This window comes from Shimia sp. SK013, assembly GCF_001292625.1.
Taxonomy (GTDB): Bacteria; Pseudomonadota; Alphaproteobacteria; order Rhodobacterales; family Rhodobacteraceae; genus Shimia.
Genome location: NZ_LAJH01000012.1, coordinates 294,335 through 312,953 on the forward strand (window position 1 = coordinate 294,335; position 18,619 = coordinate 312,953).

Genomic DNA, 18,619 nt, shown 5'->3' on the forward strand with positions numbered 1-18,619 from the left:
GGAGATTGGATCAGTCGCCAACCGCTTGGGTCATTTGATCCATGACCTGTTCAAGCGTGAAGCTCGCCGCCTTTTGGCGCGGTGGGAATTCCTGGAACGTTGCCAGGAATTGCGCCACATATTGCTGCGCGGGAACCATCAGGAACACCCTGTCGATCAACCAATCGTAGTAGGTATTGGAGGTGCGATAAGCGCGCTCATAAGGGTCGCGACGAAGGTGGAAAATCAGTGGAACACGCAGTTCGGTCCAAGGTTCAGCCCAAGCACGCAACGTGGTGTATTGGCGCTGCTCAAGGAAGATCATCTTCCAGTCCTGATAGCGAAGGGCAGTCAGATCACCGTCATCCGAGAAATAGAATATCTCGTCACGCGGGCCTGCGTCTTCCCCACCGGTCAAATGTGGAAGGAAGTTGTAGCCATCCAAATGGACTTTGTATTCGCGCCCAATCGCTTGAACACCGCCTTCTTTCAGCTGCGCCTTTATGTCTGGGTTACCTGCAGCAGCAAGATACGTCGGCAGCCAATCCATGTGGTGCATGATTTCATTGGAAACCGCGCCTGCTTCGATTTTGCCGGGCCAACGCACCATTGATGGCACGCGCCAGCCGCCTTCCCAGTTGGTGTTCTTTTCACCAAAGAACGGTGTCGCCGCCGCGTCAGGCCAGGTGTTGTAATGCGGTCCGTTGTCAGTGGAGTAGTGCACGATTGTATTGTCAGCGATGCCAAGTTCATCCAGCAAATCGAGAAGCTGTCCGACATGCATGTCGTGTTCGATCATGCCGGCCGTATACTCATCCACTTTCTTGCCGACAATTTCATTGGCTTTCGCGCGCATTTCGTCTTTCACGTGGGTGCGAAAGTGCATACGCGTTCCGCTCCACCAGACATAAAACGGCTTGCCCTGCTCATTGGCGCGTTTGATGAAATCAATGGTCGCGGCGACGGTTTCTTCGTCAACGGTTTCCATGCGTTTCTTGGTCAGCGGGCCGGTGTCTTCGATGGAGCCATCAGCAGATGATTTGATCACGCCTCGCGGACCAAATGCTTCGCGGAACGTCCGGCCATCCGCAAGAACAGCATCGCCGGGATAATCTTCATTCTCGGGCTCTTCCTCGGCATTCAGGTGATAGAGGTTGCCGAAAAATTCGTCAAAACCGTGATTTGTCGGCAAATGCGAATCCTGATCGCCCAAATGGTTCTTGCCAAACTGAGCGGTCATATACCCTTCTGCTTTCAGAAGGCCGGCAATGGTCGGATCTTCTTCTTGCATACCTAGATCCGCGCCGGGCAGACCCACCTTGGACAAGCCGGTTCGAAACACAGACTGGCCCATGATGTAGGAGGACCGGCCGGCGGTGCACGATTGTTCACCATAATAATCGGTGAAAATCATACCCTCGTTGGCAACTCGGTCGATATTAGGCGTGCGGTAACCCATCATACCCATCGTGTAGGCAGAAATGTTGGATCTACCGACGTCATCTCCCCATATGACAAGTATGTTCGGACTGTCTTGCGCCGATAGGCTGGTAGCTGCTGACGTCAGAGCTGCAGTTGCCACTGCCAGCCCCCTCAGCGCCATGGAAGTGGAAAAAGCCATCTTCTCTATCTCCTCGTTGAAAATGCCCACGAATAAAAGGCCACAGAAAACGTGTGGTGTGCCAAATGGACTTAATGGTTACGTATCCCAAGAGTAACCCGATCAATAATAGAGTCAAATAAGATTTGGGACTCGGTAGCTTGGTTGTCCTGTCACAAATTCTTTGCACAAGGGAAGGCGTGCAATAGGGAATTTGCCTTATTTCATAGGAGCATGACGTGTATAAGCGTTTGTTTTTGTGTGGGACTAGGGCGTCGAATCTGTGATGCAGCCCCTCAAACCAAGAGGAACCGCTTCTGTCCAGACAACGACCCCGATGTAACCTGCGTCTTAGATGATCTATGATCATGATTGGGCGAATTACCACGCCTGTTAAGTGATCCGCCGTGGTGCAAAAAAAAGGCCCCGAAATGGCCGATTTCACAGTTTACAGGTGGCTTGAGTCATCCGCTATCGGCACGCCTCAGCAGAGAGTTTTAAGTGTGAAATTCCCCAGTGAAGCGCGCGCCACATCTAGATGGTCAGTCAAAAATCCCCGCCACGCGGCCCAACAACATGAACGCATGTGCGGTGCGTGTGTCCGCAAGAGCGGCGATTTCGGCATCGGTTGCGGTCTCTTCAAACTCGACAAAACTCGTGTCAAACCGGCGCAGAAAGTGGTGCGCGGCATCGCGAAAGATCGGATCTTGCTTCATTCGGCCAGCAGCAAGTGCCAGAGAAGAGCGGTCCCGCACCCCGCCCAGCGCGGCAATCGCACGGCCACGTTCACCTGCGGCGAAATGGCGCCAAATTTCAGGGCGTGCAAGGTCGGGGCGCAAGTCGTCCATATAGATGCCATCTTGACTGAGCAGTGTCAGAATATCCTGGCTGGCTTGGATGAGATGCGCGGCCTTGCGGTCTTTTAGTGCCAGTCGCAAGGCCGCAAACCCCTGGGCGTCGTCTGGGTTTTCTGGGAAATTCAGGGCGGTGATGAAGTCGGCACGCGACAGGGGAGGGCCAAGCTCTTCGGCGGGGGTGCCTAGCTCCAACAGTCCCTGATTTGCAATCTGGTCCGAAACTGCGGCTTCGGCGGGCTTTCGGATGCCGCCTTCACGTTCGCGGCTGGTTGAAAATGTGGCTAGCGTGGTTTCTGTTTTGCGGGTGGCGGCCGCAATTTCATCCAGTTTTTGCGTTACGGAATTCTCTGAGTTCATCTGGACCTGTGCGCCCTGAGATTGAGCCACATAGGTGCGCCGCATCCCGTCAATCGCAGCCTGAAGTCGCGCGCTTTCCTCGCGTACGACCCGCGCCGAACGTGCGGCCGTGGCGGCGACCCAAATCATTGCAACCGGCATAAAAATCGCCAGCAACGTCATAATGAACCGCAGGTTGTCGACTTCTCCAAAGGCGTCCGTATCCAGGACCAGAAAGAACACAACAGCCCCAGCAAGCCAAACAAAGCTCAAGGCAAACGCAATCACCTCGACACCGCTGACGGTAGGAACTTGCGGCCTGTCATAGATGCCCAGAGGGGTCGATTTACTGTCGTTTTCGTCTTTGATCTTTTGCTGACGGTCTGACTGGCTCATTTGTAGGTGATGCTCAGAACTTCGTAGCTTTTCACGCCGCCCGGGGTGCGTACCTCGACACTGTCGCCTTCGTCTTTGCCAATGAGAGATCGGGCGATGGGAGATTTGATGTTGAGCAGACCTTTTTCAACATTGGCTTCGTGTTCACCAACAATTTGCCAGGTCTTTTCTTCGTCTGTGTCTTCATCCACGAGCGTAACGGTCGCGCCAAATTTGATCGCTCCGGAAAAGGCCGTGGGGTTAATGACCTCGGCAAGGCCAATCACGGCCTCCAATTCTTTGACCCGACCTTCGATAAAACCCTGCTTTTCGCGGGCAGAATGATACTCTGCGTTTTCTTTGAGGTCGCCAAGTTCGCGTGCCGTGGCAATCGCCTCGATGATCGCAGGGCGTTCCACGGATTTGAGTTGCTTCAACTCCGCTTCGAGCGCCGTGTAGCCGGCGCGGGTCATTGGTAGTTTTTCCATGGGGCGGTCCCGTTGGTCGTTGGCCCCTGAATATGCAAACAAAGGCAGGTCAGTCTTAAAACACGTGGGGCAACTTGCCCCAAGGCGCTCTTGAAATGCAAGAGCGGAGCGCATTGCAAGCACAATTATGCTGTGTCGCAGCAAAACATGTCGTTTTAGCGCGAAATGTCGTGGGGTTCCGATTGACGGAAACGTTAAACTCAGGCTAGCAGATGCGAAAGAATATTACGCCAGCGATCCGGGAAGGGAAGCCAATGTCGGAAATCGAACGCGAAGCCATGGAATATGATGTTGTCATCGTCGGTGCGGGTCCTGCGGGCCTGTCAGCCGCGATACGACTGAAACAGTTGGATGCCGACCTTGATGTTGTGGTTCTGGAAAAGGGCTCCGAAGTGGGCGCGCACATCTTGTCTGGTGCCGTGCTTGACCCCTGTGGTCTGGACGCTCTGATCCCTGATTGGAAAGAAAAAGGCGCACCGCTGAACACACCGGTCACTGAAGACCATTTTTATCTGCTTGGTGAAGCGGGCGAAATTCGCGTGCCCAACTTTCCGATGCCGCCACTGATGAACAACCACGGCAACTATATCGTGTCGATGGGCAACGTTTGTCGCTGGATGGCGGAGCAGGCTGAAGAACTGGGCGTGGAAATTTTCCCCGGCATGGCGTGTTCTGAGTTGGTCTATGGCGACAACGGCGAAGTCAAAGGCGTGGTGGCCGGTGTCTTTGGTCTGGAAGAAGACGGCACCTATGGCCCCAACACCGAGCCAGGTATGGAGCTGCATGGTAAATATGTGTTCCTGTCCGAAGGTGTGCGCGGTTCGCTCTCAAAAGAAGTGATCGAGAAGTTCGACCTGCAAGCTGACAAAGAGCCACAGAAATACGGCGTCGGCATGAAAGAGATCTGGGAGATCGACCCAGCCAAACACAAAGAGGGCTCTGTTACCCACACCATGGGGTGGCCTTTGAATTCCAACGCGGGTGGCGGGTCGTTTGTCTACCATCTTGAAAACAATCAGGTCTACGTCGGTTTTGTGGTTCACCTGAACTACAAGAACCCGCACATGTTCCCTTACATGGAATTCCAGCGCTTCAAGCATCACCCGATGATTGCGGAACTGCTGGAAGGCGGCAAACGTGTGGCCTATGGCGCGCGCGCGATCACCGAAGGCGGCTATCAGTCTATGCCGAAACTAGTGGCACCGGGCGTGGCGTTGCTGGGGTGTTCTGCAGGCATGGTCAACGTGCCGCGTATCAAAGGCAACCACAATGCGATGTTGTCGGGCAAAGCAGCTGCCGAAGCGGCCTTTGATGCGATTAAGGCGGAGCGGTCCGGTGATGAGCTGAACAGCTATGAGGACGATGTGCGCGGTGGCGCGATTGGCAAAGACCTCAAGAAAGTGCGCAACGTTAAGCCGATGTGGTCCAAGTGGGGCTTGATGCCGTCGCTGGTTCTGGGTGGCTTTGACATGTGGTTCCAGACGATCTTTGGTGGGTTCTCGCTGTTTGGCACATTGGGCCATGGCAAAAACGATGCGGAAGCAACCGAAGAAGCTTCCAAGCACAAGCCGATTGATTATCCCAAGCCCGATGGCAAGCTGAGTTTTGACCGTTTGACCAACGTGAGCTTTTCGATGACCAATCATGAGGAAAGCCAGCCTTGTCACTTGAAGCTTGCTGATCCTGCGGTGCCGACTGCGGTCAACCTGGCGAAGTTTGATGAGCCAGCGCAGCGCTATTGCCCTGCGGGTGTTTATGAGATTGTGCAGGAAGAAGGCAGTGATCCGCGGTTTGTGGTCAACTTCCAGAACTGCGTGCACTGTAAGACTTGTGACATCAAAGATCCGAGCCAGAACATCACCTGGACCACGCCACAAGGTGGTGACGGACCCAATTACCCAAATATGTGACGGGTCCAGTCGTTAGAAAGCGGCATTCAGGCACCGGTAATAGAACTTCGCGGACATTGGCGCGGACATCAAAAAAGCTCCGAGTGGGATATCCTGCTCGGAGCTTTTGGTTTGAACAAGACCGGTGCAGATGTGTTTTTGAACACATTTTTGCGGTGGTCGAGGGCGGCAAAACCTCAATGTCAGCGCCACTGTGCGAGTGAGGTACACACAATGATCACTTCTTGGACATCAATCCGCTCAAAGGCGCTGTGCCCCATTGCTAGTCTGTTGGGCGCGGACTACCTTTCTTTGGTGATCTGAACAGGGAGTTGCCCGTGGCCCATCGATTTTTCCGCTCTGTTGCCGTTTCGGCGTTGCTGGCTGCGTTTGCCGTGCCGGTAAGTGCTGATGGAGGAGCGGGGTCCTACCTTGCGGCCCGACAGGCAAGTTATGGCAGCGATTATGCGAGTTCCGCGCGCTACTATGCTCAGGCCTTGACCAAGGACCCATCCAATCCTGCGTTGCTGGAGAATACAGTTCTGGCGTTTCTTGCACTGGGGCAGATGGACCGTGCGATGCCCGTGGCGCGCAAGTTGGACGCGGAAGGGTTCAAAAGCCAGATCGCCGAAATGGTGATCACGTCCAGTATGGTTCTGGATGGTCAGTATTCCGAACTTCTGGCGCGCATGGAAACCCGGGGCGTTGGGCCGTTGGTGGACGGGCTGATGAAAGCCTGGGCGCATATCGGACGCGGGTCTATGTCCGAGGCGGTGGCGGCTTTTGACTCAGTGGCCACTGAACCCATGCTCGGTGGATTTTCAGCCTACCATAAGGCGCTGGCAATGGCGTCGGTTGGTGACTTTGAAGGCGCGCAGCTGATTTTTGACAACAGCGCGGAAAACGGTCTGCAACACACCCGTCGCGGCGTTATGGCTGAGGTGGAAGTGCTAAGCCAGCTTGATCGCAATGAGGATGCACTGGCATTGCTTGAAGATGTGTTCGGCGGTGATCTGGATCCGGAACTGCGCCAAATGCAAGCGGACTTGCGGGACGGAAAGCAGTTTGCGTTCAGCCATATTCGCAGTGCGCAAGATGGCATTGCCGAAGTGTACTACACAATTGGCAGCGCGCTACAGGTCGAGGCCAATGCAGATTACACTCTGCTGTACACTCGGATCGCAGAATTTCTGCGATCAGATCACATCGAGGCCCTCCTTTTGAGCGCCGAGTTGCTGGAGCAGTTGGGGCAGTTCGAATTGGCGTCTCAGGCTTATCGTCGTGTTCCTGCGGATCATCCGTCTTTTCACGCAGCCGAGATGGGCCGTGCAGAAGCACTGCGAGAGTCGGGGAAAGTTGACGCTGCGATTGAAGTTCTGGAGCAACTGGCGCGCAGCCAAGGGACACTGCCCTACGTACATTCCGCGCTGGGTGACTTGCATAGGCAAGAGCGGGATTTTGAACGCGCGGTTGCAGCATATGACACCGCAATCGAGATTTTTGACACACTAGACCAACAACAGTGGTTCCTGTTTTATGCCCGCGGGATTTCCCATGAACGGCTGGAGAATTGGGAACAGTCGGAGGCCGATTTCCGCACGGCACTTGAGCTAAATCCCGAGCAGCCGCAGGTTCTGAACTACCTTGGCTACTCTCTTGTGGAAAAGCAGATCAAGCTGGATGAAGCGCTGGACATGATCGAACGCGCAGTCGCTGCGCGGCCTGACAGCGGCTACATCGTCGATAGCCTCGGCTGGGTTTTGTTCCGCTTGGGACGGTATGACGAAGCGGTCATTCAAATGGAACGCGCCGCAGAATTGATGCCGGTTGATCCTGTTGTGAATGACCATTTGGGTGACAGCTTTTGGGCTGTGGGCCGAAAGCTTGAGGCGCAGTTTCAGTGGCGTCGCGCACTGAGCTTTGTGGATGAGGAAACTGCCGAAGAGGCCAAACCTGACCGCATCCGGCGCAAGCTCGAGGTCGGGCTGGACCAAGTTCTTGAAGAAGAAGGCGCTGCGCCTTTGAATGTGGAAAATGGCTCGGACGGTTAAGGCATTCGCGCCTGCCAAGGTCAATCTGACTCTGCATGTGACGGGACAGCGGGCTGATGGGTATCATCTGCTCGATTCCTTGGTGATGTTTGCGGATGCGGGCGACGAGATCACGGTCGAAGCGGCGGATGAAACCACACTCACGGTTTTGGGCCCGATGGCTGCGGGAGTTCCGACAGATAAACGTAATTTGGTGGTTCAAGCCGCTAATCTTCTTGGGGTAACCGCGAAGATCACGCTTGAGAAGTATCTGCCTGCTGCTGCGGGGATTGGCGGCGGGTCATCTGACGCGGCTGCTGCGCTGAGAGCATTGAGTACGCTTTACAACATTCCACTCCCAACAGCGGACGAGGCGCTGAGGCTTGGTGCCGATGTGCCGGTTTGTCTTGCACCTGATTGGACGCGAATGGCGGGCATCGGAGACCAAATCATTCGGTTAGGAACAGGGGTCAATTGGCCGATGATCTTAATCAACCCACGTGTGGACGTACCGACGCCCAAAGTATTCAAAGCACTCTCGAATAAGAAAAACCCTCCTATGGATGAGGGTTTTCCTGATTGTCTCCAAGACGATCTGGCACTGTCTTGGCTTGTGGCTCAGCGCAATGATCTTGAAGCGCCAGCAATCGCTGTCGAGCCTGTGATCGGCACATGCCTAGAGGAGCTTCGCGTGAGTCCGGGGTGCTTGCTGTCGCGTATGTCCGGGTCGGGCGCGACGTGTTTTGGCATCTATAAGAATGACGAATTCCGCGATCAGGCTTTGGCGCAGTTGCGCCAAGCATTCCCGAAATGGTGGATTGTCCCAACCGAAGATTGCGGCGTGAAGTGCCGCTAAGCCGCGAGCGCGATCAATTCAGGCGCGCGACCACATAGTCGGCAATGTCGCCGAGTAGATCCCGGATTTCATGTGTGGGCAGTTTTGCTATGGCGGACTTGGCTTTGTCGGCCCATGCAAGCGCATCCTGTTTAGTGGCTGATAGTGTGTCGTACTTGTCCATCAATGCCAATGCGTGCTCAAGATCGCCGTCTTCCTGGCGTCCCTTTTCGATGGTACGCACCCAAAAGGCCCGCTCTTCATGGGTGGCCTGCGCCACTGCTTTTATCACTGGCAGGGTCAGTTTACGCTCACGGAAATCGTCTCCGACATTTTTGCCGGTCTGAGCGCTATCTCCCTGATAATCCAGCAAATCGTCGGCAATCTGAAACGCGATTCCAAGTGCGTCGCCATAGTCAAAAAGTGCCTTCACATCGGCTGTGTTGGCTTCGGCGATCACGCCGCCGACTTCGGTTGCCGCCGAAAACAGCGCGGCTGTTTTGCCGCGCACAACCTGAAGATAAACACTCTCATCTGTACGCAGATCGGTTGCTGCCGTCAGTTGTAAGACCTCGCCTTCGGCAATTGTCGCAGACGCGTTGGAAAGGATGCGCAGCACGTCGATGTTATTGGTTTCCGTCATCAACTGAAAGCTGCGTGAAAACAAATAGTCACCAACCAGAACCGAACTTTTGTTGTCCCACAACAAGTTAGCGGTGGGGCGCCCTCGGCGTTTGTCGCTTTCGTCCACCACGTCATCATGCAGCAGAGTTGCCGTATGAATAAACTCAACCGTGGCCGCAAGATGCACATGGTATGGGCCGTCGTAGCCACAAAGCCGCGCGGCCGCCAGTGTCAGCATGGGACGCAAACGTTTGCCGCCGGCTCCGACAAGGTGGGCCGTAACCTCTGGAATGCGCGGTGCGTGTTCAGAGGCCATGCGGGCCTCAATCAACGTATTCACGGCGTCCATATCGTCTGCCAACAGCCCGGCGAGGGCCTCGTGAGGTTTGCTTGTGGCGATATCCAGACCCATACGCACTTTTCCTGGCTCAACTTCTTGTGGCTAGGGTCGACAAAACGTCTTCCCTGCACTTACATCCTCTTATGAAAGAACTTCTGCGTAGCAACGACCCGACGATCATCGCTTTTGCCTCGGCTCTTCTCCGAGGAGAGGGTATAGACTGCTTTGAAATGGACGTAAATATGAGCGTGCTAGAAGGCAGCATTGGTATTTTGCCAAGGCGTCTGATGGTGCGTGCGGTGGAATTGCAAGACGCCGAAGTCGTAATGAGCGACAACGGGATTGCCTTGGGGCGGGGCTTGTGACGAAAACGGTCACAGAAAATGCATTTCTCGGCGGGCAGCTGTCGATTATTCAGCCGGAGAAGGGCTATCGGGCTGGTGTTGATCCGGTTCTGCTCGCGGCATCGCTACCTGCCAAATCCGGGCAATCGGTTCTGGAACTTGGGTGCGGTGTTGGCACTGCGTCGTTCTGTTTGGCTGCACGGGTGCCTGGGCTGAAGCTGTCAGCCATCGAAATACAGCCTGATTACGCAGAATTGGCACGTAAGAATGCGACCCGTAACGGCATTGAGATTGATGTTTTTGAGGGTGACCTGCAGGTTTTGCCAGAGCCGTTGCGCCAAATTCAATTTGATCACGTGATCGCCAATCCGCCCTATTTTGATCGCGCGGCTAGCACGGCGGCTGTCGACTCGGGTCGCGAAGTGGCGATGGGAGAAGCAACGCCGCTGGCCCATTGGGTCATGACCGCCGCCCGCCGCCTTAGGCAGGGGGGATATGCAAGTTTCATTCACCGCACCGAGCGTTTGCCAGACCTTCTTTCTGCGATGTCGGGACGGCTGGGGTCTATTCAGGTGTTGCCGCTGCAGGCTCGCGAGGGCCGGGAGCCTGGACTTGTTTTGGTGCGTGGCCGGAAGGGAGGACGGGCGGATTTTAGGCTTCATGCGCCTGTTTTGATGCATCTAGGCGCTCGGCACGAGGCGGATGGTGATAGTTATACGCCGCAGATTCGCGCTGTTTTGCGGGACGGTGCGCCGTTGCCGTTCGAAACCTCGGCCAAAACCGCCTGATTTTATTAGGTCGGCGGCAAGGCAAATCAGGGTCTGAGACACGCGAGGGAATTCCAAAACGATTCCAGAGAGGTGCGGGTGTCACGGGGATGAAACGGAATTGCGACAGATCGCACGGTTGGCGGCAATAAAGCGCCGTTGTTGCAAAAGCGGCGCAAGTCGCGCGTGACAGGCTGAGAAATCTGTGCTGCAATCATCAAACGGTTTTTTGTTTGATAGGAGAGACACCATGAGCGTAAGCGCGCACCTGGAAGAGCTGAAACGCAAGCACGAAACGCTTTCTGAGCAAGTCGAAGCAGAGCAGCGTTCGCCTGGGTCCAGTGATCATGAGATCGCTGAAATGAAAAAGCAAAAGCTGAAACTCAAAGAAGAGATTAACCGACTTTCTGTTTAAACCAGTCGCCGCGCTCGGACTTAACGATCAGTTTTCATACTGGCGAGCGCGGCACACACGGCCCCTGCGGTGATCAGCAGCGCGGCAAGCGCCAACTTCCAGCTGGGGGTGGCGATACCGGCAGCCACTAGCGCAAGTGTTGACAAAAGCGGCGCCGAGTAGGACGCGGTCCCCAAAAGCTGAATGTCACCGCGCTTTACGCCTATATCCCAAACATAGAAGGCCAGCCCCACAGGCCCAAGGCCAAGGGCGATTGTCGAGGCCCAGCCTAGCTTTCCCGCGGGCCAAACAGTGTCTTCCACCGCAAAGTGCAATCCCGCAGACAGCACAGCAGAGGCCAAGCAAAAGACGATGACTGACGCTGTTGGAACGTTGCCAAAGCGGCGGGAGCCGACGGAATAGGTCGACCACATAAGGGCGCAAGCAGCGGCCAGAATATAGCCCTTCGTATGAGCAGGGTCGAAACCCGTACTGCCGCCCAAGATGATCAAGGCAGCCCCTGACAGACCCAAACATGCGCCGATGAGATGGCCTCTACGCAAGCGTTCGCCGGGCAAAAGTCCGGAAAACAAAACGATCAACAATGGCCAGAGGTAAGCAATCAATCCCGCCTCCGCAGCAGGGGCATTGCGCAGGGCGCTGAAGTACAGCGCGTGGTAGCCGAAGAGGCCGATGGTGCCAAAGGCATAGACATGCCAGGGCACGCGGCGCAATGCAGACAAATTGCCTGTGATTAGGCCCCATATGACACCAAGCCCGCCACCGATGGCGAAACAGAGGGCATTTAAAAGAAGGGGCGGTGTTGGCGCGCTGCCAACTGTAAACAGAGCCAGAAGGGCCCATAGCAAAATCGCAATCAATCCCACGTATGTGGCACGGGCACGTGTCATGAAGGGGGGATGTCCTCGATAGGGGTCAGGGTCAGCGCCTCGGTGATGTACGCGGTTTTTTCGATTTCTTCCAGAATCCAGTGTCGGAAGGCGGCAATGTGCGGACGATTTTTCGCGCCGTTTTGGCAAAGAAACCGGAAACGGGCTTGTAAATTGATCGCTTGCTTAAAAGGCGCAACAAGTCGGCCTTCGTGAATGTCTTTGACCACCAATGCACGGCGTCCCAGCGCGACACCTGCGCCTGCAAGAGCCGCGTCGATAGAGTGGTCGGCACCGGAGAAGCGCGGACCGTGGGATGTGTCCAGCGCCACGCCCATCATCCGAGCCCAAGCCGACCAATCAGCGCGTGGCTTGAGAAAGTTTATGGAATCGTCATGGATCAGAGTGGCATGTGCGAGCGATTGAGGTGTGGTGTGGATCTTGGCGAGCTCCGGCGTCATTACCGGGATCACCCATTCCCGTGCGAGTGGATAGGTCCACAGCCCTGCGGCGTCCTTTTCAAGGCCAAAGCGGATGGCCACATCGACTTCGTCTCGGGCAAAGTCAACGTTGCGTAGGGTTGCCGAAAAGCGCAGGTCAATTTCCGGGTGTGCACGGGCAAATTCGAAAAATCGCGGGGCAAGCCACTTCGCTGTAAAGCCCGGCCCTGCTGTAACCATGAGTGTGGCGTCGTCCATCAAGCGCTGGACAGTGCGCCAAGCCACATTGAGGGATTGAAAGCCGTCTTGCACGCCGGGCGCCAAAGCAGTGCCTGCCTCCGTCAAAGAGACTGCCCGATTAAGTCGATGAAACAAAGGTGCCCCCAAATGCTCTTCGAGTGACTTGATTTGGTACGAAAGTGCGGCCGGAGTGACGAACAGTTCCTCTGCCGCCTTGGCAAAAGACATGTGGCGGGCGGCGGCCTCGAAGGCGCGCAGGGCGGTGAGTGGCGGGAGACGGTCAGACATGCGTTCAGTTAAATACAGCTTAACTGAAGATGTCAAAACTCTCGTTTGTAGGTTTGTATCTTGGGCGACATATTGGGTGCAGTTAAAGAACACTGAGAACCGACAATCATTTAGAGCCCAAGGAGGCGCATCATGATCGAAACAGCCGCAAACGCCCGCATCGCTCAAGCCATGCAAGACGCCCACGCCGAGCGCAGTCGCGCCTTTGTTGGCATGTTCAAATGGTTGTTCGGTAAGTCCGAAACACCGCTGGTCGATTTTGGCCTTACGGTGCCGTCCCGCTGAGCAGGTTTGCACTTACGGGACTATAAAAAAGGGCCGGTCGCGAGACCGGCCCTTGTTGTATTGTCGTGGTTTTAGACGTCAGACGAAAAACTGGCCGCCGTTTGCGGAAATGGTCGAACCGTTGATAAAGCCCGAGTCGTCGGAGGCGAGGAAAGTCACGCAGCGCGCGATTTCTTCAGGTTCACCCAATCGGCCGGTCGGAATTTGGCCAATAATGGACTCGCGCACTTTTTCCGGCACAGCCATGACCATTTCGGTAGCGATATAGCCTGGGCAGATGGCGTTTGCGGTGATGCCCGCGCGGGCGCCTTCTTGGGCCAAAGATTTGACGATTCCCAAATCGCCAGCCTTTGTGGCGGCATAGTTGGTTTGAGCAAACTGCCCTTTTTGCCCGTTGATCGAGGAAATCACGATAATGCGGCCAAACTTACGCTCGCGCATACCTGGCCAGATCGGGTGCACGGTGTTGAAAACACCGGTCAGGTTCGTGTCGATAACTTCGTGCCACTGCTCGGGCGTCATCTTGTGGAACGGAGCATCGCGTGTGATGCCAGCGTTGGCGACAACCACGTCAATCGGGCCGAGGTCCGCTTCGACTTGTGCGAGACCGGCTTTGGACGCTTCATAGTCAGCGACGTTCCATTTGTAGGTTTTGATACCGGTGGCTTCGGTAAAGGCCGCAGCCTTTTCGTCGTTGCCGGCATAGGTTGCAGCAACGTCATAGCCTTCGGCTTTGAGTGCTTTGGAAATGGCTTCACCGATACCGCGGCTGCCGCCGGTGACAAGTGCTACTCTGGCCATGTGTGGTCCTCCAATAAGTCCAGTGGTCTGGTAATTCTGTTACGGTCTATAAACATAATACGCAACATAATTGCGTGATGAATTGCCGCGCTGCAGATATTTTTTTGCTGCCTGTGCGAAAAACCCCCTCCAAAACAACAAAGGGGCGCCGAGATGGGCGCCCCTTTGCAGAATCATTTGCGGGCGCCGAATTATGGACGCTCAAGGCACATGGCCACACCCATGCCGCCGCCAATGCAAAGCGTAGCCAGGCCTTTTTTGGCGTCGCGCCGCTGCATTTCGAACAGCAATGTGTTCAGGATACGGGCACCGGATGCGCCGATAGGGTGACCGATCGCAATCGCGCCGCCGTTCACATTCACAACCGCCGGATCCCAGCCCATGTCCTTGTTCACAGCACAAGCCTGTGCGGCAAAAGCTTCGTTGGCTTCGACAAGATCCAGATCTTCAGCCTTCCAGCCGGCCTTCTCAAGAGCCTTGCGGGACGCATAGATAGGGCCAACGCCCATGATCGACGGGTCCAGACCCGCGGTGGCGTAAGATGCGATACGAGCAAGCGGCTCGATGCCGCGCTTTTCGGCGTCGTCTGCCGACATCAGGAGCGCGCCAGCTGCACCGTCATTCAAACCAGAGGCATTCGCGGCGGTGACAGAGCCGTCCTTGGCAAAGGCGGGACGCAGTTTCTGCATCGCAGCCATTGTGGCGCCGTGACGGATGTATTCGTCCTTGTCCACGATGATGTCACCCTTGCGGGTTTTCACAGTGAAGGGGATCACTTCGTCGTCAAATTTCCCAGCCTTTTGAGCGGCTTCCGCTTTGTTTTGCGAGGCAACAGCAAATTCATCCTGCTGTTCACGGCTGATCTGCCATTTCTCGGCGACGTTCTCGGCGGTTTGACCCATGTGGTATCCGTTGAACGCATCCCATAGGCCATCTCGAATCATCGAGTCGATGTATTTGACGTCACCCATCTTGGTGCCGGCACGCAGATGCGCGACATGGGGGGAAAGCGACATGTTTTCCTGACCGCCAGCGGCAACGATGCTGGCGTCGCCCAGCTGAATGTGTTGCGCCGCAAGGGCAACGGCGCGCAAACCGGATCCGCACACCTGGTTGATGCCCCATGCGGCACTTTCCTGAGGAAGACCTGCATTGATATGGGCCTGACGGGCCGGGTTTTGGCCCTGACCGGCGCTGAGCACCTGACCGAGAATGGTTTCAGAGACATCAGATTTGTCGATACCCGCGCGGGCCACGAGAGCCTCAAGCACTGCGGTTCCCAAATCGTGGGCGGGGGTGTTTGCGAAAGAACCGCTGAAGCTGCCCACGGCGGTGCGGGCTGCGGACGCGATCACAACATTGGTCATATGGTAGTCCTCCACTTGGTGATGGCGTAGCATTGGCAAAATGCTCCGATCCATCAAGGTGCCAAAACACCTTTCCGCGACGTCAATAGCGCATCTGCCGCACTGCGGCAATGGACAGCTTGTCTCAGCGAGACGTTGTGGAGTTGCCTGGTCAGGCGGCGTCGGTTTTTCGGCCCGATTTCAGCCATGGTGGCGAAATAGTGGGGGCGCCAAACGCAAAGCCCTGCAAACAATCAAAACCTAGTTCGTGCATGGTTACGGCGTCTGTCGGGCTTTCGATGCGGCTGCCAACCGAGATCATATCAAAGCGTTGGGCAATTGCGGCCACGGCACCTGCGAGGACTTGATTGGCGGAATCATTGGCGATGTTGTAGCTGAAGGTGCCGTCGAGTTTAACGATATCAAAGTCGAAATCGCGAAATACCCGCAGTGAAGACAACCCAGCGCCGAAGTCATCAAGACCAAAGGAAATGCCTTTGATTTGTAGATCTTCCATAAAACCGCGCACGATTTCAGGCACTTGCACCACGGACTTTTCGGAGATCTCAAGGATCAACCGTTCCGGAACTGTCCCCATTTGCGACAGCCCCTTCTGCAGGGTCTGCATCCACGGCGCATAGCCAATTGAGCGTGCTGACATGTTGATTGAAAGGCGCAGGTTGGGTTGGGATGCGAGAGTTTTCAGACCAAGTTCCAGCGCGAGGCAGTCCAGCTGTCGACCAAGTTCGTTGTCTTCAACGGCGCCCATGAAATCTTTGGCTGGAATGATGCGTCCGGTTTCATCCAACACCCGCAAAAGGCCTTCAAAATAGGCCGCGTGATTGGTTCGACTTGATTGAACAACGGGTTGAAAAGCGAGCATGACTTGCTTGTGACGGATCGCTTCACGCACCATGTCCAAAGTGGACGAATCGCGCTTATCGACGGCGTAGGCGAGCGGGTCGCGCTGCTCACGCGTCAATTTCGCTTTTTGGTTTTTCTTTTTGGGGCGATCCATTACGAGTCCTGCGCTGAACCAACGGTTCTGAGCAAGATACAGGTTTAGTGGTGAAATCTTCTTTAACGTTCAGCCGCGTGTTTTTCGGCGCAAGCGGATAAACGCTTACGCAAAACAGCGAGGGTTATTGATCCGGCCGCTGTTCGCGACGCTCATCCCGAACCGGGATCAAAACGGCACGCTCATCAAGCTGCGGCCCAGCGATCAAAGACGTTAAGCTCGCTTCCAGCCCCGACACTGCGTTTTGAACGCGGATCATCACCTTGCGGATCATTTGTGTGGTAGCGGACATTGCGGCGCCTCCTGTCTTGGGTTTGCAAGTCGAATGTATGCCTTGCCTTAGAGATGTCAAGAAAGCTCCGCCTTTTATCGCCGCATCCGTCGAAGGCGCGGCCCTTAGGAAAAGCCTGCGGAGCCCTTGTCTTCGGGGTGTCGCCGCAGATGGGCTTGTTTGAGCTCGTCTGATGATTTTCGGCTGCCGTCGTGGCTCCAGCCAGGTGGGGCAAAAGCATACATCAGACGTTCGCGGACCGTGAGGCCCCGTTGGGTCATGTCACGGTAAATGCCAACCCATTCGTGAAATGCGATGCGCAGGGGATTGAATGTGCCAAGGTTGTGCACAAGGCCGTAGTCGACCTTATCATCGTCCTGTTCAGGTACGAAAGTGCCAAACAATTTGTCCCAAATAATGAGCACGCCGGCATAGTTGCAATCCAGGTACCGCGGGTTGCGCCCATGGTGAGCGCGGTGATGGCTGGGAGTGTTCATAATCGCTTCTACCCAGCGGGGCAGCCTGTTGATGGCCTCTGTGTGGATCCAGAATTGGTAGATCAAGTTGAGGCCGCCGCAAAACAGCACCATCGCCGGATGGAAGCCCACCAAAATCAACGGCGCGCGTACCACCATCATAAATGTGAAGGTGCCGGTCCACGTTTGGCGCAGAGCGGTAGTCAGGTTGTAGTGCTGCGAGCTGTGGTGGTTGACGTGGCTAGCCCACACCCAGCGAATGCGGTGACCGAAGCGGTGCACCCAATAATACCGCAGGTCGTCCAAGACAAAGCAGATAAGCACAATCCACCAGCTGGTACCCAAATCAAGTGGCGTGATCTCCCACAGCACCATGAAAAACCCCCAGGCAATAAACCCTAGCAGGATACCGGATGTCACATTGCCCGCGCCCATAATCAGGGATGTCACCGCGTCACGGGTTTCGTAACGCCCGCCGCGTCCCTTGGTCGCGATCCAGACAAGTTCAACCAGGATGGCGATGATGAAAAACGGCACAGCAAGTTGAACCACATCGGGATAGGTCAAGTGATCGGTCATTGGGCCTCCAGTGCCTTCATCCAGATGTCTAGATCGGTCTCCTTCAAGCGCACCTTAAGCGCCGAAGACCCAAAATCCGGAAAGTCGAATCGCAATCCGTTTTGGGTTTTTTGAGGCGGCGTGTCGCCAAGAAGGCGGGCAACGGTGTCGCCGCCGAAGCTCCAGACAATGCCGACGCCACCTTCAAAAGTGACCAGTGACGCGCGAGAATCTGATGACAAATGGAAGCCTGTTGCCGGTCGCTCTGGCACCTCGCGCTCCCAAGCGGATATGGCATCGTGCCCATTGGAAAACCGATAAGGTGTGGTCAATCCCATGAGATGCAATATTGCCGCGATACCCGCGATTCCGCCGACAACCAGCGCAAGCAACACCGGTAAAGTCATGCTGTGCGTCCTCCTCCGGTTAAATTGAAGCCTTGGAGCGATGCAATTGTCAAAGGTGGCGTTGGGTCACCCGGAACGGTGGACCACGCGACAGATTTGTTTTGATGGGTCGGCAACGGTGGTTCGCAAGTGTTCAGGGGTCTTGCGCAGCAGCTTGCGCGCCGCTTTCTCGCAACGTCTTAGGGCTTCCTCTTCGGCGGAATCACGGTTGTGTTCCGCCCAGCTAAAGCCGGACGCGCCGTTGTCGCTTTGGGCAAAAGCGCCATAGCGCTCAGGATCTTGCAGACGTTGGTACTCGCGAAAGTCTTTGTTGCCTTGGCGAGACAACGTCAGCCCTGGTTCGGTTGGGTCGAATTTTTTGGGCAGCATGCGCGCGTAAAGCACACAGCCAAAAGGGTTGCGCGAACTGGCTTGGCAGACGGTGCGTGCGTAGTCTTCGGCCACGGCGATCGAACTGGCGTTGTAGTAGTACCCAGCGGTGTTTTCAGAAGGGTTGGCAAAAAAGGCACCGTAAAACTCAGCCTTGCGTTTGAACTGCTTGAACTCGGACTTGGCCGTGCCGCGAAGCTTGAAGTCTGCCACTTCGTGCAAACGGCTTTTCTTTTTCTGGACGTTGATGCCCTGCGCATTGGCCGCAGCCAAATGCAGGCCTAAAAACATCGTGGAGAGGATTAATACAAGAACGATACGGAAGGTTGGCAGTTGGCGATATTTCATGACGTCAAGGCGCCCACCTCCGGG

20 protein-coding genes are annotated in these 18,619 nt (G+C 55.6%); 7 read left to right on the forward strand and 13 right to left on the reverse strand.

Annotation, left to right across the window (positions count from 1 at the left end):
* Positions 1–10 precede the first annotated feature (10 nt).
* The 3 genes from SHIM_RS11155 to greA form a co-directional block, all read right to left on the reverse strand.
* Positions 11–1,600: an arylsulfatase gene (locus SHIM_RS11155; protein WP_054002951.1), complete on the reverse strand. Its 1,590-nt coding sequence runs from the start codon at positions 1,598–1,600 to the stop codon at positions 11–13.
* Positions 1,601–2,121: 521 nt separating this feature from the next.
* Positions 2,122–3,168: a hypothetical protein gene (locus SHIM_RS11160; RefSeq protein WP_054002717.1), complete on the reverse strand. Its 1,047-nt coding sequence runs from the start codon at positions 3,166–3,168 to the stop codon at positions 2,122–2,124.
* Positions 3,165–3,635 (reverse strand): transcription elongation factor GreA, encoded by a 471-nt coding sequence (greA, locus tag SHIM_RS11165; protein ID WP_054002952.1) that lies wholly within the window; start codon positions 3,633–3,635, stop codon positions 3,165–3,167. The genes SHIM_RS11160 and greA overlap by 4 nt, the downstream gene beginning before the upstream one ends.
* Positions 3,636–3,889: 254 nt before the next feature.
* On the opposite strand from greA, the gene SHIM_RS11170 reads away from it, so the two are divergent.
* The 3 genes from SHIM_RS11170 (at position 3,890) to SHIM_RS11180 (ending at position 8,410) form a co-directional block, all read left to right on the forward strand.
* Positions 3,890–5,545, forward strand: a complete 1,656-nt coding sequence (locus tag SHIM_RS11170; RefSeq protein ID WP_054002718.1) for an electron transfer flavoprotein-ubiquinone oxidoreductase — start codon at positions 3,890–3,892, stop codon at positions 5,543–5,545.
* A gap of 317 nt (positions 5,546–5,862) precedes the next feature.
* A complete protein-coding gene (locus SHIM_RS11175) occupies positions 5,863–7,575 on the forward strand; it encodes a tetratricopeptide repeat protein (RefSeq protein WP_054002719.1) in 1,713 nt (570 codons plus the stop codon).
* Positions 7,559–8,410: a 4-(cytidine 5'-diphospho)-2-C-methyl-D-erythritol kinase gene (locus tag SHIM_RS11180; protein ID WP_054002720.1), complete on the forward strand. Its 852-nt coding sequence runs from the start codon at positions 7,559–7,561 to the stop codon at positions 8,408–8,410. Before SHIM_RS11175 ends, SHIM_RS11180 begins: the two co-directional genes overlap by 17 nt.
* A gap of 13 nt (positions 8,411–8,423) precedes the next feature.
* Here the strand turns inward: SHIM_RS11180 and SHIM_RS11185 are convergent, their stop codons facing one another.
* Positions 8,424–9,425 (reverse strand): polyprenyl synthetase family protein, encoded by a 1,002-nt coding sequence (locus tag SHIM_RS11185; protein WP_054002721.1) that lies wholly within the window; start codon positions 9,423–9,425, stop codon positions 8,424–8,426.
* Between the two features lie 71 nt (positions 9,426–9,496).
* Between SHIM_RS11185 and SHIM_RS11190 the strand changes: the two genes are divergently transcribed.
* From SHIM_RS11190 to SHIM_RS19995, 3 genes are all read left to right on the forward strand, one after another.
* Positions 9,497–9,718 (forward strand): putative signal transducing protein, encoded by a 222-nt coding sequence (locus SHIM_RS11190; protein ID WP_054002722.1) that lies wholly within the window; start codon positions 9,497–9,499, stop codon positions 9,716–9,718.
* Positions 9,715–10,485: a tRNA1(Val) (adenine(37)-N6)-methyltransferase gene (locus SHIM_RS11195; RefSeq protein ID WP_054002723.1), complete on the forward strand. Its 771-nt coding sequence runs from the start codon at positions 9,715–9,717 to the stop codon at positions 10,483–10,485. The genes SHIM_RS11190 and SHIM_RS11195 overlap by 4 nt, the downstream gene beginning before the upstream one ends.
* A gap of 229 nt (positions 10,486–10,714) precedes the next feature.
* A complete protein-coding gene (locus tag SHIM_RS19995) occupies positions 10,715–10,879 on the forward strand; it encodes a YdcH family protein (RefSeq protein ID WP_082358368.1) in 165 nt (54 codons plus the stop codon).
* Between the two features lie 20 nt (positions 10,880–10,899).
* On the opposite strand, the gene yddG is transcribed toward SHIM_RS19995, so the two are convergent.
* Both yddG and gcvA read right to left on the reverse strand, forming a co-directional pair.
* Positions 10,900–11,769 carry an aromatic amino acid exporter YddG gene (gene yddG, locus SHIM_RS11200; protein ID WP_054002724.1) on the reverse strand — a complete coding sequence of 290 codons (870 nt, stop codon included), beginning with the start codon at positions 11,767–11,769 and terminating at the stop codon, positions 10,900–10,902.
* A complete protein-coding gene (gene gcvA, locus SHIM_RS11205) occupies positions 11,766–12,716 on the reverse strand; it encodes a transcriptional regulator GcvA (protein ID WP_054002725.1) in 951 nt (316 codons plus the stop codon). The genes yddG and gcvA overlap by 4 nt, the downstream gene beginning before the upstream one ends.
* Before the next feature lie 132 nt (positions 12,717–12,848).
* On the opposite strand from gcvA, the gene SHIM_RS20410 reads away from it, so the two are divergent.
* Positions 12,849–13,001, forward strand: coding sequence for a hypothetical protein (locus SHIM_RS20410; protein ID WP_193749909.1), 153 nt, complete (start codon positions 12,849–12,851; stop codon positions 12,999–13,001).
* A 78-nt stretch (positions 13,002–13,079) separates the two neighbouring features.
* Here SHIM_RS20410 and phbB read toward each other — a convergent pair whose 3' ends face one another.
* The 7 genes from phbB to SHIM_RS11235 form a co-directional block, all read right to left on the reverse strand.
* Positions 13,080–13,802 carry an acetoacetyl-CoA reductase gene (gene phbB, locus SHIM_RS11210; protein ID WP_054002726.1) on the reverse strand — a complete coding sequence of 241 codons (723 nt, stop codon included), beginning with the start codon at positions 13,800–13,802 and terminating at the stop codon, positions 13,080–13,082.
* A gap of 191 nt (positions 13,803–13,993) precedes the next feature.
* Complete coding sequence (locus SHIM_RS11215; protein WP_054002953.1) at positions 13,994–15,169, reverse strand: acetyl-CoA C-acetyltransferase; 1,176 nt, start codon at positions 15,167–15,169, stop codon at positions 13,994–13,996.
* 151 nt (positions 15,170–15,320) lie between these two features.
* Entirely contained in the window at positions 15,321–16,166 is an 846-nt protein-coding gene (locus SHIM_RS11220) for an EAL domain-containing protein (RefSeq protein ID WP_054002727.1), read from the reverse strand.
* A 124-nt stretch (positions 16,167–16,290) separates the two neighbouring features.
* Positions 16,291–16,458 (reverse strand): hypothetical protein, encoded by a 168-nt coding sequence (locus tag SHIM_RS20415; protein ID WP_193749910.1) that lies wholly within the window; start codon positions 16,456–16,458, stop codon positions 16,291–16,293.
* Between the two features lie 104 nt (positions 16,459–16,562).
* Positions 16,563–17,492: a sterol desaturase family protein gene (locus SHIM_RS11225; protein ID WP_054002728.1), complete on the reverse strand. Its 930-nt coding sequence runs from the start codon at positions 17,490–17,492 to the stop codon at positions 16,563–16,565.
* Complete coding sequence (locus SHIM_RS11230) at positions 17,489–17,878, reverse strand: hypothetical protein (RefSeq protein WP_054002729.1); 390 nt, start codon at positions 17,876–17,878, stop codon at positions 17,489–17,491. Before SHIM_RS11230 ends, SHIM_RS11225 begins: the two co-directional genes overlap by 4 nt.
* Before the next feature lie 66 nt (positions 17,879–17,944).
* Positions 17,945–18,595, reverse strand: a complete 651-nt coding sequence (locus tag SHIM_RS11235) for a hypothetical protein (protein ID WP_054002730.1) — start codon at positions 18,593–18,595, stop codon at positions 17,945–17,947.
* Positions 18,596–18,619: the final 24 nt, after the last annotated feature.